The following is an 18,201-nucleotide window of genomic DNA, read 5'->3' as shown; positions in this document are numbered from 1 at the left end:
CATGAAAAAACTGTTACTCGTTGTCCTGTTATTGCTGGTTGTGCTGGGCATTGCCGCGGGAGTGGGAATGTGGAAAGTTCGCCATCTGGCGGACAGTAAATTATTGATTAAAGAAGAGACGATTTTTACGCTGAAAGCGGGGACGGGCCGCCTGGCCCTTGGCGAACAGCTGTATGCGGACAAGGTTATTAACCGTCCGCGCGTGTTCCAATGGCTGCTGCGTGTGGAACCCGAACTGTCGCATTTTAAGGCCGGAACCTACCGTTTTACACCCGACATGACGGTTCGGGATATGCTGCAACTGCTGGAAAGCGGAAAAGAGGCGCAGTTCCCGTTACGTCTGGTTGAAGGGATGCGCCTAAGCGATTACCTGAAACAGCTGCGCGATGCCCCGTATATCAAACATACGTTAAGCGACGATAGCTACGAGACCGTTGCCGAGGCGCTGAAGCTGGAAAATCCGCAATGGGTGGAAGGCTGGTTCTGGCCAGATACCTGGATGTATACCGCCAATACAACCGACGTGGCGTTGCTAAAACGTGCGCATCAGAAGATGGTTAAAGCGGTGGATACCGTCTGGGAAGGGCGCGCTGAAGGCCTGCCTTATCAGGACAAAAATCAGCTGGTAACCATGGCCTCTATTATTGAAAAAGAGACTGCGGTTGCTAGCGAGCGTGACCAGGTGGCTTCGGTGTTTATTAACCGTTTACGTATCGGTATGCGTTTACAAACCGATCCGACGGTGATTTACGGTATGGGGTCACGGTATAATGGCAAATTGTCGCGCGTGGATTTAGACACCCCGACCGCTTATAACACCTATACCATTACAGGACTGCCACCTGGCCCGATTGCCATGCCGGGAGAGGCATCGTTGCAGGCCGCGGCACATCCGGCAAAAACGCCGTATCTTTATTTTGTGGCTGACGGTAAAGGTGGCCACACGTTTAACACCAATCTTGCCAGCCACAACCGGTCCGTGCAGGATTACCTGAAAGTGCTTAAGGAAAAAAATGGGCAGTAACTATATCGTCATCGAGGGCCTGGAAGGCGCCGGAAAAACCACCGCGCGTAACGTAGTGGTAGAGACACTTGAGCAACTCGGTATTCGTGACATGGTTTTCACCCGCGAACCTGGCGGCACGCAACTGGCTGAGAAACTAAGAAGCCTGGTGCTGGACATTAAGTCGGTGGGTGACGAGGTTATCACCGACAAAGCCGAAGTTCTGATGTTTTACGCCGCGCGCGTACAACTGGTCGAGACCGTTATTAAACCTGCGCTGGCGAAAGGCGCGTGGGTAATTGGCGATCGTCACGATCTGTCTACCCAGGCGTATCAGGGTGGTGGACGTGGTATCGATCAAAACATGCTGGCAACCCTGCGCGATGCAGTGCTCGGCGATTTTCGCCCGGATCTGACTATCTATCTGGATGTGACGCCAGAAGTCGGGTTGAAGCGTGCCCGTGCACGCGGCGAGCTGGATCGTATTGAGCAGGAATCTTTCGATTTCTTTAATCGTACCCGCGCGCGCTATCTTGAGCTGGCTGCCAAAGACGCCAGCATTCGCACTATAGACGCTACGCAGCCGCTGGAGGATGTGATGGCTGATATTCGCAATACCATCACCCAGTGGGTGAAGGAGCAGGGCGCATGAAATGGTACCCATGGTTACGACCGGATTTTGAAAAACTGGTGGCCAGCTACCAGGCGAGTCGTGGTCACCATGCGTTACTGATTCAGGCGTTACCCGGAATGGGCGACGAGGCGCTTATTTACGCCCTCAGCCGCTATTTAATGTGCCAGCAGCCGGAAGGACATAAAAGCTGCGGACAGTGCCGTGGCTGTCAGCTGATGCAGGCGGGGACGCACCCTGACTACTATTCGCTGCTGCCAGAAAAAGGCAAAAGCACGCTGGGGGTTGATGCTGTACGCGAAGTCAGTGAAAAGCTGTACGAGCATTCGCGTCTCGGCGGTGCGAAGGTCGTGTGGATCCCTGATGCCGCCCAGTTAACCGATGCTGCCGCCAATGCCCTGTTGAAAACGCTGGAAGAACCCCCGGCACAGACCTGGTTTTTCCTCGCCAGCACAGAGCCTGCTCGTTTGCTGGCGACATTACGCAGCCGTTGTCGGTTACATCATCTTGCGCCACCTCCGGAGTCGTATGCTATCTCCTGGCTTGCTCGTGAAGTGACTGCGTCGTCAGAAGCGCTGCTTAGCGCGTTACGTCTAAGTGCCGGTTCGCCAGGCGCGGCACTCACGCTGTTACAGGCTGAAAGCTGGGCACACCGTACAGATTTTTGTGCGGCACTGGTGAATACATTAAACGCCGGTGATTGGTATATCTTGCTCGCGGCGTTAAACCACGATCAGGCTGCCGCCCGTTTACACTGGCTGGCAACGTTGTTTACGGATGCGTTGAAACGTCCGTATGGGATTGCCCATTTAACCAATCCCGATGCCCTGGACCTGATATCTTCCATCGCAGAACGGTTATCCGTTGCCCAGATACAGGCGATACTCGGTGACGTTTGTCATTGCCGTCAGCAGTTGCTGAACGTGACGGGCGTAAATCGCGAGCTGGTATTAACCGATCTTATTCTTCGTATTGAGCATTACCTGCAACCAGGCACCGTACTGCCTGTTCCCCATCTTTGAGAGAGACATTATGTTTTTAGTCGACTCACACTGCCATCTTGATGGCCTGGATTATCAATCTCTGCATAAGGACGTGGACGACGTGCTGGCGAAAGCGGCCGCACGCGATGTGAAATTCTGTCTTGCCGTTGCAACCACCTTGCCAGGATACCGCAGTATGCGTGAACTGGTTGGTGAGCGTGACAATGTGGTTTTTTCCTGCGGCGTGCATCCGTTAAATCAGGATGAAACCTATGATGTTGAGGAGCTGCGTCGTTTTGCCGCCGAAGAGGGGGTTGTGGCGATGGGAGAAACCGGACTGGACTATTTTTACACTCCGGAAACAAAGGTGCGCCAGCAGGAATCTTTTATCCACCATATTCAGATCGGCCGTGAGTTACAGAAGCCAGTTATCGTGCATACCCGCGATGCGCGAGCCGACACGCTGTCTATTCTGCGCGAAGAAAAAGTGACGGATTGTGGCGGCGTACTACACTGTTTTACAGAGGACAGAGAAACGGCGGGCAAATTACTGGACCTTGGATTCTATATCTCGTTTTCCGGCATCGTCACGTTCCGAAATGCAGAGCAGCTCCGTGATGCTGCCCGCTATGTTCCTCTGGACCGGTTATTGGTCGAGACGGATTCTCCTTACCTTGCGCCTGTACCGCATCGTGGAAAAGAGAACCAGCCCGCCATGACTCGTGACGTTGCAGAGTACATGGCCGTAGTGAAAGGTGTTGCCGTTGAAGAACTGGCGCAGGCAACCACTGATAACTTTGCCCGCCTGTTTCACATCGACGCTTCTCGCCTGCAATCTGTTCGTTAACTGACTTTTTTTAAAGCTCGTAATTAATCACTAATGCGAGTAAAGTTCACCGCCACAAAATGGGCGGTGAATAACCAGCTTGACACATTCAGAAACGCATTTTATCGGAATGTGCGGATTTTGCGGCCATTCACGACTGAACTGTGATAGCCGTCAAACAAAAACAAACTGAATTATTTTACTCTGTGTAATAAATAAAGGGTACTTAGATGCCCTGTACACGGCGAGGTTCTCCCCCCTCGCTAATGCGTGAGAACGTAGAAAAGCACAAATACTCAGGAGCACTCCTAATTATGTTTAAGAATGCATTTGCTAACCTGCAAAAGGTCGGTAAATCGCTGATGCTGCCGGTATCCGTACTCCCAATTGCAGGTATCCTGCTGGGCGTCGGTTCCGCTAACTTCAGCTGGCTGCCAGCCGTTGTATCGCACGTAATGGCAGAAGCGGGCGGTTCTGTTTTTGCGAACATGCCGCTGATTTTTGCTATCGGTGTTGCGTTAGGCTTCACTAATAATGACGGTGTATCTGCACTGGCATCCGTTGTTGCTTACGGCATCATGGTTAAGACCATGGCTGTTGTTGCGCCGCTGGTTCTGCATTTACCTGCTGAAGAGATCGCAGCTAAACACCTTGCTGATACGGGTGTTCTCGGAGGGATTATCTCCGGTGCGATTGCAGCGTATATGTTCAACCGCTTCTACCGTATTAAATTGCCTGAGTATCTTGGCTTCTTTGCGGGTAAGCGCTTCGTTCCTATCATTTCTGGTCTGGCTGCTATCTTCACCGGTGTGGTTCTGTCCTTCATTTGGCCGCCAATCGGTACTGCTATTCAGACGTTCTCCCAGTGGGCTGCATACCAGAACCCTGTCGTGGCGTTCGGTATCTATGGCTTCATTGAACGCTGCCTGGTGCCGTTTGGTCTGCACCATATCTGGAACGTTCCATTCCAGATGCAGATCGGTGAATACACCAACGCTGCAGGTCAGGTGTTCCACGGCGACATCCCTCGCTATATGGCGGGTGACCCGACTGCGGGCAAACTGTCCGGTGGCTTCCTGTTCAAAATGTACGGTCTGCCGGCTGCTGCTATCGCTATCTGGCACTCTGCTAAACCAGAAAACCGCGCGAAAGTGGGCGGTATCATGATCTCCGCGGCGCTGACCTCGTTCCTGACCGGTATTACCGAGCCGATCGAGTTCTCCTTCATGTTCGTGGCGCCGATCCTGTACATCATCCACGCGATTCTGGCTGGTCTGGCATTCCCGATCTGTATCCTGCTGGGTATGCGTGACGGTACGTCGTTCTCCCACGGTCTGATCGACTTTATCGTTCTTTCCGGTAACAGCAGCAAACTGTGGCTGTTCCCGATTGTCGGTATCGGTTATGCGATTGTTTACTACACCATCTTCCGTGTGCTGATCAAAGCGCTGGACCTGAAAACTCCGGGTCGTGAAGATGCTACTGAAGACAGCAAAGCAGGTGCGACCGGTGAAATGGCTCCGGCTCTGGTTGCTGCATTCGGCGGTAAAGAAAACATCACTAACCTCGATGCGTGCATCACTCGTCTGCGTGTCAGCGTGGCTGACGTTGCTAAAGTGGATCAGGCTGGCCTGAAGAAACTGGGTGCGGCGGGCGTTGTGGTAGCTGGTTCCGGTGTTCAGGCGATTTTCGGTACTAAGTCCGATAACCTGAAAACTGAAATGGATGAGTACATCCGTAACAGCTAAGCAGTAAGAAATTGGGGAGAACTAAGGCAGCCTACGGGCTGCCTTTTTTATTGCATTAATTAGCCTGAACGCGAATCGGCGCGGTGACGGCGAACAGCCACGGACGAGCCTCTGCATTCACGCGAGGGGATAACGTCTCTCTGACCTGCTGGTGGTAATCATCAATCCATTGCTTTTCAGCTTCACTCAACAGATGCAGTTCAACCAGGTTCAAATCAATCGGCACCAGCGTCAGCGTTGAGAAACGACAGAAGCCAGGGCGGCTGTTGATTATTTCCACCTGGTTCTCAATACGGATCCCATATTGCCCGGCCAGATAGTAACCCGGTTCGATAGTGATGATATTGCCCGCGACCAGAGGCCAGGGGTTTACTTTCTTGGCAATGCGATGGGGTTGTTCATGGATAAGCAACTGGTGGCCTACGCCGTGTCCTGTTCCATGATCAAAATCCAGGCCTAAATCCCACAACGCCCGACGGCTAAAGGCATCCAGTTGATGGCCCTGAGTGCCGCTGGGAAACTGCAGTGAAATAAGCGACAAAAAGCCTTTCAGCACGGCGGTGTAATGCAGACGACGTTGCGGATCCTGTGGACCAAACGCGAAGGTACGCGTCGTATCCGTCGTACCATTGCGGTACTGGCCGCCGGAATCATTCAGATACATGGCCTGCGAGGTAATTGGCGTATTGGTTTTTTCACTGGAGTGGTAATGACACATCGCCGCATTGCTGGCAGAGGCCGATATCGTGCTGAAGCTTTGCTCAATAAATCCCGGCTGCTGCTGGCGAAATTCCAGTTGCTTCGCCTGGGCTTCCAGTTCGGTGACCGGATTGCCAGCCGCTTCGCGCAAAGGGACTTCATGGGCCAGCCAGGCAAGGAAATTAACCCAGGCAGCGCCATCTTGTTCATGGCATTCCCGATAGCCCGCCAGTTCAACGTCATTTTTGTGGGCTTTCATCAAGGTGATGGGATCAGGGGCCCATAAGACGTTGCCACCGTGTTCTTCAATGGCAAAACGCAACGCAACCGGGGCGTAGTCTTTATCGACCAGGAAGCGTTTCCCACTGGCCAGTTGCTGGCAACGTACCAGGAAACTCTCTTGCGGGGCCAGCGTGAGCGTGTTTAGCAGTGATACGGGGAGTTGCTGCGTTTTGTTGCTATCCACAAACCATTCCAGCTCACCGCTGCGATGGAGCAGGGCAAACGAAAACGGTACTGGCACCATAGCCAGATCTGAACCGCGTACATTCAACAGCCAGGCAATGTTATCCGGCAGGGTAATTGCCAGTACGTCAGTCTCATGTTGAGCGAGTTGTTCCACGACGCGGGCACGCTTTTGCGTGCTGCTTTCCCCGCTGATTTCAATGGGCATTTCACGAATGATGCCGCAGGGGGCTGCCGGTCGGTCAAGCCACACCTGGTCAAAAGGATCTTGCTCAAGAGGTACCAGCTCGCAATGAGTTGCCGACAAGGCTTCAAACTGGCTGTTGACCATCAGCAGTGGTTCAAAGCCGATACGTGTACCCGCTGCAACGTGAGACTGCAAATAGTCGGCCAGCGGTTCATCGTGTAAATGATGAATTTCAAAATCATCCAGCGAGACTTCATTGCGTACCTGGACCTGATAGCGTCCATCGACAAACATTAACGCGCGATCCCGAAGGACCAACGCGAGGCCGGCAGAACCGCTAAATCCGGTCAGCCAGGCCAGTTTATTGTCATGCGGCGTACAATCTTCGCTTTGATGAGCGTCGGCGCGCGGAACAATCATGCCATCCAGCCCCTGCGCTATCAGCAGGTTGCGCAGGGCGGAAAGAGGAGTTGAGATGTGCATAGTTAACCTTCAGGTCTTAACGGAACGGCGGTTCGTTGAATGTACGTAATTTACGGGAGTGCAGTCGGTCGCCTTCAGCACGCAGACGATCGATAGCCCGGATACCTATTTGCAGATGCTCAGAAATAGCACCTTCATAAAAACGGTTGGCCTGACCAGGTAGTTTGATCTCACCGTGCAGCGGCTTGTCGGAAACGCACAGCAGCGTGCCGTACGGAACGCGGAAACGGTATCCCTGAGCGGCGATGGTGGCGCTTTCCATATCGATAGCCACCGCGCGACTGAGGTTGAAACGCAGCGCAGAAGCGGAATAGCGTAGCTCCCAGTTACGATCGTCGGTGGTGACGACAGTACCGGTACGCAAGCGCTGTTTAACTTCTTCACCGGGCATACCGCTGACTTCTTTGGTGGCGTCATACAGGGCGCGTTGTACTTCCGCAATGCTCGGAATCGGAATATCCGGCGGTAGTACGGCATCCAACACGTGGTCGTCACGCAGATAAGCATGGGCCAGAACATAGTCGCCAATCGCCTGACTTTCACGCAGACCACCGCAGTGACCAATCATCAGCCAGACGTCAGGACGCAGTACGGCCAGATGATCGCAAATGGTTTTGGCGTTAGACGGGCCAACGCCGATATTGACCAGCGTGATCCCCTGACCGTCAGCCGTGATTAAATGCCAGGCGGGCATCTGGTGTTTCTTCCAGGCGAGATCGGAGATGGCTTCTTCTGGCGCTTCGGTTTCGGCGGTGATCCAGATCCCGCCCGCACAAGAGAGCGCGATATATGGGCTGTCCGGGTCGAGGATCTGGCTGCAACCCCAACGCACAAACTCATCGACGTAGCGGGTGTAGTTGGTGAACAGCACAAAAGGTTGAAAATGTTCAACCGGCGTTCCCGTGTAATGACGTAGTCGCGCCAGCGAAAAATCCACGCGTCGGGCATCGAAGTGAGACAGCGGAGAAAATTCCGCCGGATGAAAAATCCCGTCTGCCGTTTCGTCACCAATCTGCGACAATTCAGTGGTGGGGAAATGGCGCGTTAATCCGGCGCTCATCGAGCGATCCAGCGTCAGTTCTGAACCGTCAATCACATAGGGATAGGGGATTTCATGCTGCGACGGCTCGACGGAGATATGCGCATCATAATCCTGATACAGCAGCGTGAGCTGTTCTTCAAGATACGGACGAAAAAGCGACGGACGGGTAATCGTAGTGGTATAGCTGCCCGCATGGGTAAAACGCCCATAGGCTCGGGTTTTCGGGGGATTGGTGGCGATGCCATCCCAGGTGACACACAGTGATGGGTAAACAAAAAGACCGTTATGGCGGGCGATTACATCAGGGAGCGTCCCTGTTTCAATATACTTACCAATGGCGCTACGCAGTGCTTTAACCGACTGCTCGTACAGCGCGTCCAGTTTATCCAGTGCCTGAGTTGGGGTCAGGCTGGAGCCCTTATTGTTCATGTCTGTCTCCTTGTTCCACAGATGTACTGCTCTCCCGATAGTATGTCACAGGAATGTGAAACAAAAGTCAGACGTTGAGGAAGATTGCGCGAAGACCGGACGGCCTCCGCACCCGGGCTTAACCGTGCTGCTTATCCCGCATCAGCAATGCTGTAGTCGCGGAAATAAGACAACCCGCCATCAGATAAATGGCTACACTGTGCCAGTCTCCGCCGGAGAATGTTACCAGTGCAGCAGCAATGAAGGGGGTAAAACCGCCGCCAACTACGCTTGCTACCTGATAACCAACGCCTGCGCCGCTGTAGCGATAGCTTGCGCCAAACAAACCGGTAAACATAGGCTGCTGTACGCAGACCACCATATCGTGTGCAATGTTGGCCAACATAATCGCGAAGAACACGATCCAGAAAATGGATTGCGCTTCTAACGCCATAAAGAACGGGAATGCGCTAAGCGTCCCGACCAGTGCGCCAGTAATGTAAACGCGCCGGCGACCAAAGCGGTCGGCGAGCCAGGCAAAGCAGGGGATGGTCAGACAGCTCAGTCCACCAACTAACAACCCGATATTCAGAAACAGTTCGCGAGGTAAGCCCAGATTCTGCGTGGAGTAATTAAGGGCAAACGCGGTGACGATATACATCGTCAGCAGTTCACACAGGCGCAGAGCTATAATTTTCAAAAACGCCCCTGGATGACGGATTAATGCCTCGACTACCGGTAGTCTCTTTTTCTCTGGTTGCGGTGCCTGCTGCTGCTGTTCGAATTCGGCCGATTCATCCATTCGGTTACGCATCCACAACGCGCCCAATACCAGCACGATGCTGAACAGGAATGGAATACGCCAGCCCCAACTCAGGAACTGCTCATCGGTGGTTTGCGAGCTAATCAGCGAGACCAGACCGGTAGAAAGTAACAGTCCGACGCCGTAACCAACCTGAACGCCGCTGCTGTAGAAGGCTTTTTTATTTTTCGGCGCGCTTTCGACCGAGAGCAACGCTGCGCCGCCCCATTCACCGCCAACGGCGAATCCCTGAATAGCACGCAGCGTCACCAGCAGAACGGGAGCCCACCAGCCAATGGTGTCAAAAGAGGGAATAATCCCTATCAGCGCAGTGGCAATACCCATCATCCAGACGGTAAGCATCAGCATACGTTTACGGCCCAGACGATCGCCGAAGTGGCCGAAGATCACCCCGCCTAACGGACGGAACAAAAATCCGACGCCAAAGGTAGCAAATGCGGCAAGTGTCCCCATCGCTGGGCTGACTTGCGGGAAGAACTCGTGGTTAAAGACCAGTGCGGCAGTAATGCCATAAAGCAGAAAATCATACCAGTCGACCACGGCACCCGCGAAGCTGCCAAGCGCAGCGCGTCGGGCGCGGTTAAGCGAAGAGGCGTCCTGTTGGGGACCCGTGGAGGTGAGGGTGGAATCCATAGTTATCCTGTCTGTACTGTTTTTTAGTTATTAGTATTTGAGTTGGGTTACACACATTGCAGTCGCAATATTAACGACCGTTATGAGATTACCGCGACAGACGGGAAGTGAAAACGATTATCTCCCTCATCTGATGGCAACATGAAAAATAAGATGAATGAAAAATCTGAATCAGGTGGAATCGTGGCCTGTCAGGAGTGTTCTGATTTCAGGCGGAGCATTAGGAGTACTGTATTTGGGGAAGCTATAAATCCACTTTCATAATGGTATACGGAGATTCAGTGAAACCACATCGCTCATAAGCACGAATCGCAAGCCCGTTATCTCCGTGGACATATAAGCGAAGCTCCAGTACCTTTTGTTCAAAATGTGCGCGGTAGATGCGGTAGCCCAGCGCATTAAGCAACATCGCGTCGGCCGGTGTGGCGTCACGGATTTGTAATGTCATGAATGATTCCCGTCCTGGTAATAAATTGACGATTACTGAATGATATCAAAACTGTAGGTGATACAGTGGGATGCGAATATTTCAGAGGCTTGTCAGTATGAGGATTGTTTTTATCCCTGCGTTGATCGTAGTCCTGATTGATAAAGAACAGGACATAGGACGGGAATTGACCCGCGATGAGGTTGAGTCCATTCGCGATGGTGCTACAGCCATCCGCCTGCCGGCCGAAGCAGCCGAGGATATAATCAGAGAGCGTGGCTACCGCGATATTGATCCTGAGAATGTCTGGCGCGAGTGGCAGGCGTATAAAGCTGACTGAATGTCGATGGGAACACACTGCTTTAGTGGCACATGAAAATTGTGCACTTACACGGATGCGTTTACTCAACACCTGGTGTGGAGCTGAGGGGCAACTTTGAGCGAGGGGCTGACATTGTGCTTAAATAATAATGATGGCTCTGGCAGGATGGGTGTTCAATGATTGCAAGGTGACCACTAATTCAGGTGACGTAAATGTGTAGCAATCCCCCACTTTAGGCCGATACATTTTCCATTAATCAGGTCGATAACAGAATAACTTGCATTGGGGTGAGCATAGCGAGGGAAACTATTGACAGTCCCTTCTTTAAGAATTGCCAGAGTGCCCTGACTGACATGCCCGTGAGACACAATACATATTGTTTGTTGATGTGATGAAGTATCTTCCAGGTTTTGTAAAAAACGCATAACTCGCTGAGAAGCATGCGCCAGTGACTCCCCCCCAGGTGGACAATACTCTGCATCAAGCCTGAATAATGCATTTGAATCGTTCGGATGTTTTTGTCTGAGTAGTTCTAACGGCATACCTTCAAACTGACCAAAGGCCTGCTCTTTAAGGGCCGGTTCAGCCGTCAGTGAACAGCGAAAGTGTTCAGCCAGGCTTTGCCCCATTTGCCAGGCACGTCCAAGCGGAGAAGCGTAAACACGCTCTATTTGATATTCACTTGCACTAAACGCTGCTAGTAGGACGGATGTTTCACGCAAACCCCGACAGGTCAAGGAGCTATCGCTGTGCCCCTGAATAATTCCGTCCAAATTCCACTCTGTTTCTGCGTGTCGAACAAGTATCAATTTCATCGTTAGCGGGCCATGCTCGTTGTTGTTCAAAATGCCCCAACAGCGCGATGTCAAATACACACCGTTGAAGCAGCAGAAGGCTTTCCGGTTTTGGAAATAATGAACAAGTGTAGCTTATTGCCGTTATGCAGCGGCTCTGGGTGTGAGGCGCTGAATTTTATCCGTAGTTAACTTCCGCTTTTGGCACTCAGCGGACGTTGGCATGAAGCAACCCGGCGCCCGTTAATATTAAGCGGAAAGATGAATTAACGCGTCTCCCCGTTTCTCCATCCTCTTCGCTTTTCCTTTATCCTGCCTCTCTTGCTGTGCATACAGCGACGTGTTATCACTCGTTAAATGCAAAAATTACCGAAGTTACGAGAACTTGCATTAGCCACGGATAATCAGCGTACCGAAACCTGCATTTCACGGGTTGCTATGGTGTTGAGGGTAATCCCTGAACACCGCCTGTCTGCAATTTATGAACCGATGATTAACATGGTTTTGACTGGTCCTAAACGCATGATGATTGATGACAGAACGCTGCAATATTATTCAGCTCAGAACAGTTGAAATGTTACCTGGGCAGGGTGAAGTCATCACAGCGCAAGTGATATGACAGGCGACCTGTTGAGACCATGGTACCATTACAGCTTGTGTCATTTACCTCACTACACACATCGGCCTACCAGATACTGGTTCGGGGTGTATTTCCGTATCCACATTGAATACGGTTCTCAGCAATCCAGGGTTCATCACCGCTTCTGGTGTGCCTTGCGCCATAATATGTCCGTTCGCCATTACCACCAGATGATCGCAGTACCGGCTGGCCTGATTAAGGTCGTGCAGCACTGCGACCACCGTTTTCCCCTGAGCCCGGAGTTCGCCCATTAACCGCATCAGTTCCACCTGGTGATTGATATCGAGATAGGTGGTTGGCTCATCGAGTAGTATGACGGGTGTATTCTGGGCCAGGACCATCGCCAGAAAGGCGCGCTGGCGCTGACCGCCGGAAAGATCGGTTAATCGTCGGTCGGCAAGATGTTGGATCCGGGTCTGGTGCATAGCATCTTGGACCCGCGCATTGTCTTCAACGGAGAGGCGCCCCCAGAGTGACAACCACGGGTTGCGACCGTACGAAACAAGCTCCTGGACGGTGATCCCCTCTGGCGTTAAATGGTGCTGGGGCAGCAGCGCCAGCCTGCGGGCTAGCTGGCGTGATGAGAGCGTGTTGATGGCATTATCGCCGAGAAATACGCCACCGGATTGCGGCGCTAACAGCCGTGAAAAACAGTTTAGCAACGTCGATTTCCCGCAGCCGTTAGGGCCGAGCAGGGCGGTTGTCTTCCCCGCTGGTAGGGCGAGTGAAACGCCATCAAGGATCTTGTTTGTACCGTAACAGACCGTCAGATTTTCAGTTCGTAATGTCATTTATCGCATTCTCACAAGCAGCCAGACAAACCACGGTGCACCGATAATGGCGGTCAGTACGCCAGCCGGAAGCTCCAGCGGGGGATGAGTAATTCGCGCCAGCAGGTCGGCAACCACCAGCAGCAACGCACCTGTCATGGCCGATATGGGCAGCAGCCAGCGGTGACGCCCACCGGTAATACTGCGCACCATATGCGGCACCACAAGACCAATAAAACTAATTGGGCCGCAGACGGCCACGCCGGTAGATGTCATGGCGACGGCCAGTAGCAAAGCCAGGAGCCGGATACGCGGCACCGACACACCGAGCGTGGTGGCGCGGGCATCGCCCAGTGCCAGAAGGTCGAGATCGCGGCAAAAACCCAGGCTCAGCGGCAGAAACAACATTAGCAGCGGGACGGCAATCTTCACAAAGCTCCAGTCACGGCCCCATAAGCTGCCGGTCAGCCACAGCAGGGCGCCGTTCACATCCTGCGGGCGCGAAAGCATCAGCCAGTCCGTCAGGCTGGCCCAGCAGGCAGACAGCGCGATACCCGTGAGTGCCAGCTTCATCGGCTGGCTGGTGTTCGCCAGCATTCTCAGCAGTATCAGGCCCACCATGCCACCGGCAAAGGCCAGCAGCGGCAGAGCAATCACCGGCAGTGACGGTACGAGAAGCAGTGCGCCCACAGAGGCAAGGCTGGCGGCATGGTTTACGCCGAGAATATCCGGCGACGCCAGAGGGTTACGAACGATCCCTTGTACCAGAACGCCTGCAACCGCGAGGGCTGCTCCGACAAACAACGCCAGCAGCAGTCGCGGCAGGCGGTACGCCGTTAACACGTAATGATACTCACGCCCGGCCTGCCAGTTGGTCAGCAGGGCGCGCCAGGGAACGGCGATCCCCCCCATTTGCAGAGACAGCAGCGAAAATCCTGCCAGTGCGAGGGCGATAAAAATGACTAACACAATTTTCAACCACGCCTCCTGACCAGCCAGACAAAGCAGGGCGCACCAATCAGAGCAACCACAGCCCCCGCGGGTAATTCGCCAGGAAAAGCCAGCGCGCGGGCCAGAACATCCGCCACTAGCATCAGTGTGGCGCCCATCAGTATGCTCATCGGCAGGACCTTGCGCTGGTCAAATCCTACCCAGAAGCGAGCCAGATGCGGCATCAACAGACCGATAAAAGCCACCGGGCCGGCCACGCTGACGCAGGTACCGACCAGAAGCAGCACCAGAATGTTGATGATTAAACGCAGCTTCGGCAGATTCACCCCCAGCGTACGGGCGGTGCTGTCGCTGACGTTAAGCAGATTCAGTTGATTGGCCAGCAGCAACACCACCGGTATAGCAACTGCCACCACCGGGAAAAGCTGCCAGAACTCCTGCCAGCGTACGTGGGATACGCCTCCCGCGAGCCAGTAAAAAATGCCGTAGGCGTGATCTTCCGTCAGCAGCAGGGTGATGCGGGTCAGGGCCATGCAAAACGCCGAGAACGCGATACCCGCGAGGATCAGTTTGTTTCTGTCCTGGGTATGGCGAAATCCGCCGCCTGCGGTCATCACCAGCAGCCAGCTTACGCCGCCGCCACAGGCGGCGATAAAGGAGATGGAGTAACCCGAAACGGGCACGGGGCTGAGCGCGCTGGTCAGTGCCATAGCCAGCGCCGCGCCGCTGTTAATGCCGAGCAGTGAAGGAGATGCCATTGAATTATGCGTCAGGGTTTGCAGCAGCGTTCCCGCGAGAGCCAGGCTTGCGCCGATCAGAATGGCGACCAGGCTTCGCGGCAAACGAAGGTTTTGCACCAGCGCTTGTGCAAGCGTCGGCGTATGGCCCGGCAGCAGAGCGTGAATGGCGTCAACGCCAGAAACAGGAATGGCCGAGTAGCAAAACAGACTCAGCCAGAAGAGAGTGATAAGCGCGGCAAGGGGAAGACCCCATTGCAACGCCGGATGTCTGAGAACTGTCATTTCACATCGGATAAAGGCTGGTGATGGAAGATTTTTACCGTGTCGCTGGCAATACGTTCGGCCGCAAAAATGCCGCGCATCCGCGCCCAGGCGTTACTGTCGACCGACGCCGTCTGCTGTTTTTGCGCAGCCGTTAACATCTGCCACAGCGGGTCTTGCTGCCAGCGTTTGACGATGCTCTCTTTGCGGTAGTGGGCGACCAGCAGCCATGCAGGATTGAGCGCCAGCAGCTGTTCCAGGCCGATGGACGGCATAGACGCACCCGCCATCGCCGCAGGTACCTTCAGCCCCAGAGAGGTCAGGACGCCCCCGGTCCAGGTCCCCTGCGTATGCAGGTTGAACTGCTGCTCCCGGGACGTACCAAACAACACCAGCGTGCCTTTTGGCAACTGGCTGGCCCACGCTGACATCTGTTGTTTGTGTTGCGCCAGACGTGACTGCATCTGTGCCTTTTTGCCCACAATCTCGCCGATGATGGCCGCAGACTGAAGATTTTCAGCGTAGGTTTCATTGCGAGATTTCAGCAGCAGAACCGGTGCTATTTGCTGTAAGGCGCTGAAAATACCCGCATGACGGCTGCTGTCGGCAATGATCAGATCCGGTTTCAACGCGCTAATGGCTTCTAAACTCGGCTGCGCGCGCGTGCCGACAGACTGCCAGGGTTTCAGATGGGCGCGAACTTCAGGAAGAATGCGCGTGGCATCGTTATCGTCGGCAATGCCGACAGGACTGACATCGACGGCAGCCAGCGCGTCCGCGAATGACAACTCCAGTACCACTATCCGCTGTGGCGTTTTATCAAGCGTAAAGGTGCCATGTTCGTCCTGAACCGTGGCTGCAAAAGCGTGGCTGGTGACCAGCAGCAGAGCGGCGAAAAGTGTGCGGATAAATGTGAACATCGGTGCTCCTGAAAGCCGGGTGGCGCTGCGCTTACCCGGCCTACGAAATCGGTGTGAATTAGAACTTCAACGACCCCTGCATATACAGCGTGCGCGGCTGGCCTGCGTAGATGCCTTTGTTGTTGTCGTCGTAAGAGCGGGTGAAGTACGCCTGGTCGAAGATATTTTTCACGCCGAACGCAAGGTTCAGGTCTGCCATCTGCGGACCAAAGTCATAGGCGACGCGTGCGCCCCAGAGCATGAAGCCCGGGATGCGGCCGGTGCTGCCGTCGGCACTCTCTTTAACGGTGTTGGCGTTATCCGCAAACTGGCTGGACTGGAAATCGCTGTTCAGGTTTAACGTCCAGCTACCCGGTTTATAGTCCACGCCCAATGTGCCTTTGTGTTTCGGCGAGAACGGTACCTGGTTGCCGTAGGTGTCGCCTTTCTCGCGGATCTCGGCGTTCACATACGCATAGCTTGCGTAGACCGAAACGTTGTCCAGCGTGGGTGTCAGCGTGCCAAGGTCATAGCGGGCCTGGGTTTCCAGCCCGGTATGGCGCGTTTTACCCCGTGCGGTTACGGTGTCGTTGGTCTGGTTTGAGTCATACTGATTATTAAAGTTAATCAGGAACAACCCCATTTCTGCCGTCAGCGCGCCATCGTCGTATCGGGTTCCGAGCTCCCAGGTTCGCGCTTTTTCCGGTTCCACATTGCCGCTTTGCACAGCCTTGCCAATTTGGCTGTACTGTACGGTGCCGAACGAGCCTTCGGTGTTTGCATAAAGATTCCAGCTGTCAGTAAGGTGATAGAGCACGTTGAGCGCCGGAAGTGGGGCGTTGTAGCTCACTTCCTCATGCGTGCCTTTGATGGCGTTGTTCTGGTATGACTCGATATGTTCAAAGCGCATACCCGGAGTGATCGTCCAGTTGCCTACGTCGATTTTGTCATCCAGATACCAGGCGTGCGCTTCGGTACCGGAACGGGTGTCGCGATCGTAAGGGCTGGAGTTGGACGGCAACTGCCCGCTGCTGGTGGCGGTGTAATAACGCATTTCATGCGTCGACTCGCTCACATAGCGATATCCCACGCCGACTTCGTGCGCGGAAGAGCCAAGCATAAAGCTCTGGCTGTAGCGCGGTTCAATGCCGCGTACCCAGTAGTTACGCGGTGAAAGGGTGATGCGTTTGCCCTGTTCCAGGTAGCCGCTACGCAGGGTTTCGGTGTAGAAGCCCTGAATATTGAATTTGTGCTGAGTGTCCGGCTGGAACTGATAGCCGAGGCTTGCCAGCTTGCGACGCCCCCAGAAGCGGTCGTAAGGGCGCGTGGACTGCCAGCGGTCGGCGTTGTAATCCGCGCGCGACAGGCCGCCGGGCATGTCGGCTTCACCGTCGTAGTATTGCAGCAGGCTGTTGAAAGTATGCACGTCGTTCGGCGCATATTTGCTTTTCAGCATCAGGTCGTCGATGCGCGTCGCGCTGTGCTCGCGCCAGTCGCTGCCGCGGGTGCCGGAGTAAAGCAGGGCGGTACCAAAACCGTTATCCGCCGTGCCGCCCACCATCAGATTGTGTGTCTCTTTTGGGTTATTTTGTGAGGACGTTGGGCTGAGCTGGCCTTCCATGCCGGCTTCGATACCGAAGTCTTGCGGAATGGCGCGGGTGACAAAGTTCACCACGCCGCCCACGCTCTGAGGTCCGTAACGTACGGCACCGCCGCCGCGTACCACATCGATGGCGTCCATATTTCCGAGCGAAACGGGTGCCAGGGAAAGCTGCGGCTGGCCGTAAGGGGCAAACGGCACCGGAATACCGTCCATCAGTACCGTTGAACGGCTGGCAAGGCGCGGGTTCAGGCCGCGAATACCAAAGTTCATCGCCAGATCGTGGCTACCGGTACCGTTGTTCTCCGGGGCGGTAACGCCAGGAATGCGGTTCAGCACCTCGCGCATGGTCGTCGCGCCGGTTTTGGCGAAATCTTCACGGCGGATAACGTCACGCGCGCCGGCATGTTCGAATACGTCGTTTTCGCGCGCATCGCCCAGCCAGTCGCCCACAACCGTGAGCGCATCTTCCTGCGGCGCAGGAACGTGTTCGAGCGTCCAGCTGTTATTCCCCAGTGGTTTCACCTGCAGGCCGCTACCGTTCAGCAGGTGTTGCAGACCGGTTTCGACGTCGTAGTCACCGTGAAGACCGTTACTCTGTTTGCCGCGCGTCAGGCTGGCGTCAACAGACAGGGTAATTCCGCTGCGTGCGGCATATTGGTTTAGCGCTTTATCGAGTGAGCCTGGTGCAATATCAATCTGCGCTGCGAAAGCGGATAACGAGAGCCCAGCCAGCGGCAGCAGGCTCAGGCGAATGGCGTTAACCAAAGGTGTTGTTTTGCTAAAAACGCGTAAAGGCGTCATACCTTCTCCATCATCATTTTTGTTGTGTTCAGCTATGAGTCGAATGAGAAGGGGAAAAAGGA

General features: G+C 54.3%; 17 protein-coding genes. 7 read left to right on the top strand and 10 right to left on the bottom strand.

Annotation, left to right across the window (positions count from 1 at the left end; translation table 11 throughout):
- Nucleotide 1: 1 nt before the first annotated feature.
- The 5 genes from yceG (at nt 2) to ptsG (ending at nt 5,191) form a co-directional block, all read left to right on the top strand.
- Nucleotides 2-1,024, top strand: coding sequence for a cell division protein YceG (gene yceG, locus SK39_RS02575; RefSeq protein WP_044700673.1), 1,023 nt, complete (start codon nt 2-4; stop codon nt 1,022-1,024).
- The gene (tmk, locus tag SK39_RS02570) at nt 1,014-1,655 is read left to right on the top strand and encodes a dTMP kinase (protein WP_003846791.1); all 642 of its coding nucleotides are present in this window, start codon (nt 1,014-1,016) and stop codon (nt 1,653-1,655) included. The genes yceG and tmk overlap by 11 nt, the downstream gene beginning before the upstream one ends.
- Entirely contained in the window at nt 1,652-2,656 is a 1,005-nt protein-coding gene (gene holB / locus SK39_RS02565; RefSeq protein WP_048216617.1) for a DNA polymerase III subunit delta', read from the top strand. Before tmk ends, holB begins: the two co-directional genes overlap by 4 nt.
- 10 nt (nt 2,657-2,666) lie before the next feature.
- Nucleotides 2,667-3,464, top strand: a complete 798-nt coding sequence (locus tag SK39_RS02560) for a metal-dependent hydrolase (RefSeq protein WP_003036276.1) — start codon at nt 2,667-2,669, stop codon at nt 3,462-3,464.
- Nucleotides 3,465-3,757: 293 nt separating this feature from the next.
- The gene (gene ptsG / locus SK39_RS02555; protein WP_003836725.1) at nt 3,758-5,191 is read left to right on the top strand and encodes a PTS glucose transporter subunit IIBC; all 1,434 of its coding nucleotides are present in this window, start codon (nt 3,758-3,760) and stop codon (nt 5,189-5,191) included.
- 55 nt (nt 5,192-5,246) lie between these two features.
- Here ptsG and SK39_RS02550 read toward each other — a convergent pair whose 3' ends face one another.
- The 4 genes from SK39_RS02550 to SK39_RS02535 form a co-directional block, all read right to left on the bottom strand.
- A complete protein-coding gene (locus tag SK39_RS02550; RefSeq protein WP_048216616.1) occupies nt 5,247-7,025 on the bottom strand; it encodes an aminopeptidase P family protein in 1,779 nt (592 codons plus the stop codon).
- 16 nt (nt 7,026-7,041) lie between these two features.
- Nucleotides 7,042-8,496, bottom strand: a complete 1,455-nt coding sequence (locus SK39_RS02545) for an AMP nucleosidase (protein WP_003836722.1) — start codon at nt 8,494-8,496, stop codon at nt 7,042-7,044.
- A 118-nt stretch (nt 8,497-8,614) separates the two neighbouring features.
- Complete coding sequence (gene shiA / locus SK39_RS02540; RefSeq protein ID WP_048216615.1) at nt 8,615-9,931, bottom strand: shikimate transporter; 1,317 nt, start codon at nt 9,929-9,931, stop codon at nt 8,615-8,617.
- Between the two features lie 244 nt (nt 9,932-10,175).
- On the bottom strand, nt 10,176-10,379 hold the full coding sequence (locus tag SK39_RS02535) for a hypothetical protein (protein WP_048216614.1): 204 nt from the start codon (nt 10,377-10,379) through the stop codon (nt 10,176-10,178).
- A 97-nt stretch (nt 10,380-10,476) separates the two neighbouring features.
- On the opposite strand from SK39_RS02535, the gene SK39_RS02530 reads away from it, so the two are divergent.
- Nucleotides 10,477-10,698 carry a hypothetical protein gene (locus tag SK39_RS02530; protein ID WP_048216613.1) on the top strand — a complete coding sequence of 74 codons (222 nt, stop codon included), beginning with the start codon at nt 10,477-10,479 and terminating at the stop codon, nt 10,696-10,698.
- A gap of 176 nt (nt 10,699-10,874) precedes the next feature.
- Here SK39_RS02530 and SK39_RS25295 read toward each other — a convergent pair whose 3' ends face one another.
- A complete protein-coding gene (locus SK39_RS25295; protein ID WP_048241212.1) occupies nt 10,875-11,495 on the bottom strand; it encodes a histidine phosphatase family protein in 621 nt (206 codons plus the stop codon).
- A 336-nt stretch (nt 11,496-11,831) separates the two neighbouring features.
- On the opposite strand from SK39_RS25295, the gene SK39_RS27790 reads away from it, so the two are divergent.
- Complete coding sequence (locus tag SK39_RS27790; RefSeq protein ID WP_044700668.1) at nt 11,832-12,047, top strand: AraC family transcriptional regulator N-terminal domain-containing protein; 216 nt, start codon at nt 11,832-11,834, stop codon at nt 12,045-12,047.
- Nucleotides 12,048-12,137: 90 nt separating this feature from the next.
- On the opposite strand, the gene fecE is transcribed toward SK39_RS27790, so the two are convergent.
- The 5 genes from fecE to fecA are packed head-to-tail and all read right to left on the bottom strand — an operon-like array spanning nt 12,138 to nt 18,139.
- The gene (gene fecE, locus SK39_RS02515; protein ID WP_003036301.1) at nt 12,138-12,905 is read right to left on the bottom strand and encodes a Fe(3+) dicitrate ABC transporter ATP-binding protein FecE; all 768 of its coding nucleotides are present in this window, start codon (nt 12,903-12,905) and stop codon (nt 12,138-12,140) included.
- Nucleotides 12,906-13,862, bottom strand: a complete 957-nt coding sequence (gene fecD / locus SK39_RS02510) for a Fe(3+) dicitrate ABC transporter permease subunit FecD (protein WP_048216612.1) — start codon at nt 13,860-13,862, stop codon at nt 12,906-12,908.
- Entirely contained in the window at nt 13,859-14,857 is a 999-nt protein-coding gene (gene fecC, locus SK39_RS02505) for an iron-dicitrate ABC transporter permease FecC (protein ID WP_048216611.1), read from the bottom strand. Before fecC ends, fecD begins: the two co-directional genes overlap by 4 nt.
- A complete protein-coding gene (locus SK39_RS02500) occupies nt 14,854-15,756 on the bottom strand; it encodes a Fe(3+) dicitrate ABC transporter substrate-binding protein FecB (RefSeq protein WP_016149945.1) in 903 nt (300 codons plus the stop codon). Before SK39_RS02500 ends, fecC begins: the two co-directional genes overlap by 4 nt.
- 58 nt (nt 15,757-15,814) lie before the next feature.
- Nucleotides 15,815-18,139, bottom strand: a complete 2,325-nt coding sequence (fecA, locus tag SK39_RS02495) for a TonB-dependent Fe(3+) dicitrate receptor FecA (protein ID WP_048216610.1) — start codon at nt 18,137-18,139, stop codon at nt 15,815-15,817.
- Nucleotides 18,140-18,201: the final 62 nt, after the last annotated feature.

Source organism: Citrobacter sp. BIDMC107 (assembly GCF_001037575.1).
GTDB lineage: Bacteria > Pseudomonadota > Gammaproteobacteria > Enterobacterales > Enterobacteriaceae > Citrobacter > Citrobacter freundii.
This window is presented reverse-complemented; position numbering and strand designations above follow the sequence as displayed.

Excerpts from the sequence above, each read along its gene's own strand:
- yceG (WP_044700673.1), top strand. The coding sequence starts at position 2 with ATGAAAAAACTGTTACTCGTTGTCCTGTTATTGCTGGTTGTGCTGGGC.
- tmk (WP_003846791.1), top strand. The coding sequence starts at position 1,014 with ATGGGCAGTAACTATATCGTCATCGAGGGCCTGGAAGGCGCCGGAAAA.
- holB (WP_048216617.1), top strand. The coding sequence starts at position 1,652 with ATGAAATGGTACCCATGGTTACGACCGGATTTTGAAAAACTGGTGGCC.
- SK39_RS02560 (WP_003036276.1), top strand. The coding sequence starts at position 2,667 with ATGTTTTTAGTCGACTCACACTGCCATCTTGATGGCCTGGATTATCAA.
- ptsG (WP_003836725.1), top strand. The coding sequence starts at position 3,758 with ATGTTTAAGAATGCATTTGCTAACCTGCAAAAGGTCGGTAAATCGCTG.
- SK39_RS02550 (WP_048216616.1), bottom strand. The coding sequence starts at position 7,025 with ATGCACATCTCAACTCCTCTTTCCGCCCTGCGCAACCTGCTGATAGCG.
- SK39_RS02545 (WP_003836722.1), bottom strand. The coding sequence starts at position 8,496 with ATGAACAATAAGGGCTCCAGCCTGACCCCAACTCAGGCACTGGATAAA.
- shiA (WP_048216615.1), bottom strand. The coding sequence starts at position 9,931 with ATGGATTCCACCCTCACCTCCACGGGTCCCCAACAGGACGCCTCTTCG.
- SK39_RS02535 (WP_048216614.1), bottom strand. The coding sequence starts at position 10,379 with ATGACATTACAAATCCGTGACGCCACACCGGCCGACGCGATGTTGCTT.
- SK39_RS02530 (WP_048216613.1), top strand. The coding sequence starts at position 10,477 with ATGAGGATTGTTTTTATCCCTGCGTTGATCGTAGTCCTGATTGATAAA.
- SK39_RS25295 (WP_048241212.1), bottom strand. The coding sequence starts at position 11,495 with ATGAAATTGATACTTGTTCGACACGCAGAAACAGAGTGGAATTTGGAC.
- SK39_RS27790 (WP_044700668.1), top strand. The coding sequence starts at position 11,832 with ATGCAAAAATTACCGAAGTTACGAGAACTTGCATTAGCCACGGATAAT.
- fecE (WP_003036301.1), bottom strand. The coding sequence starts at position 12,905 with ATGACATTACGAACTGAAAATCTGACGGTCTGTTACGGTACAAACAAG.
- fecC (WP_048216611.1), bottom strand. The coding sequence starts at position 14,857 with ATGACAGTTCTCAGACATCCGGCGTTGCAATGGGGTCTTCCCCTTGCC.
- SK39_RS02500 (WP_016149945.1), bottom strand. The coding sequence starts at position 15,756 with ATGTTCACATTTATCCGCACACTTTTCGCCGCTCTGCTGCTGGTCACC.
- fecA (WP_048216610.1), bottom strand. The coding sequence starts at position 18,139 with ATGACGCCTTTACGCGTTTTTAGCAAAACAACACCTTTGGTTAACGCC.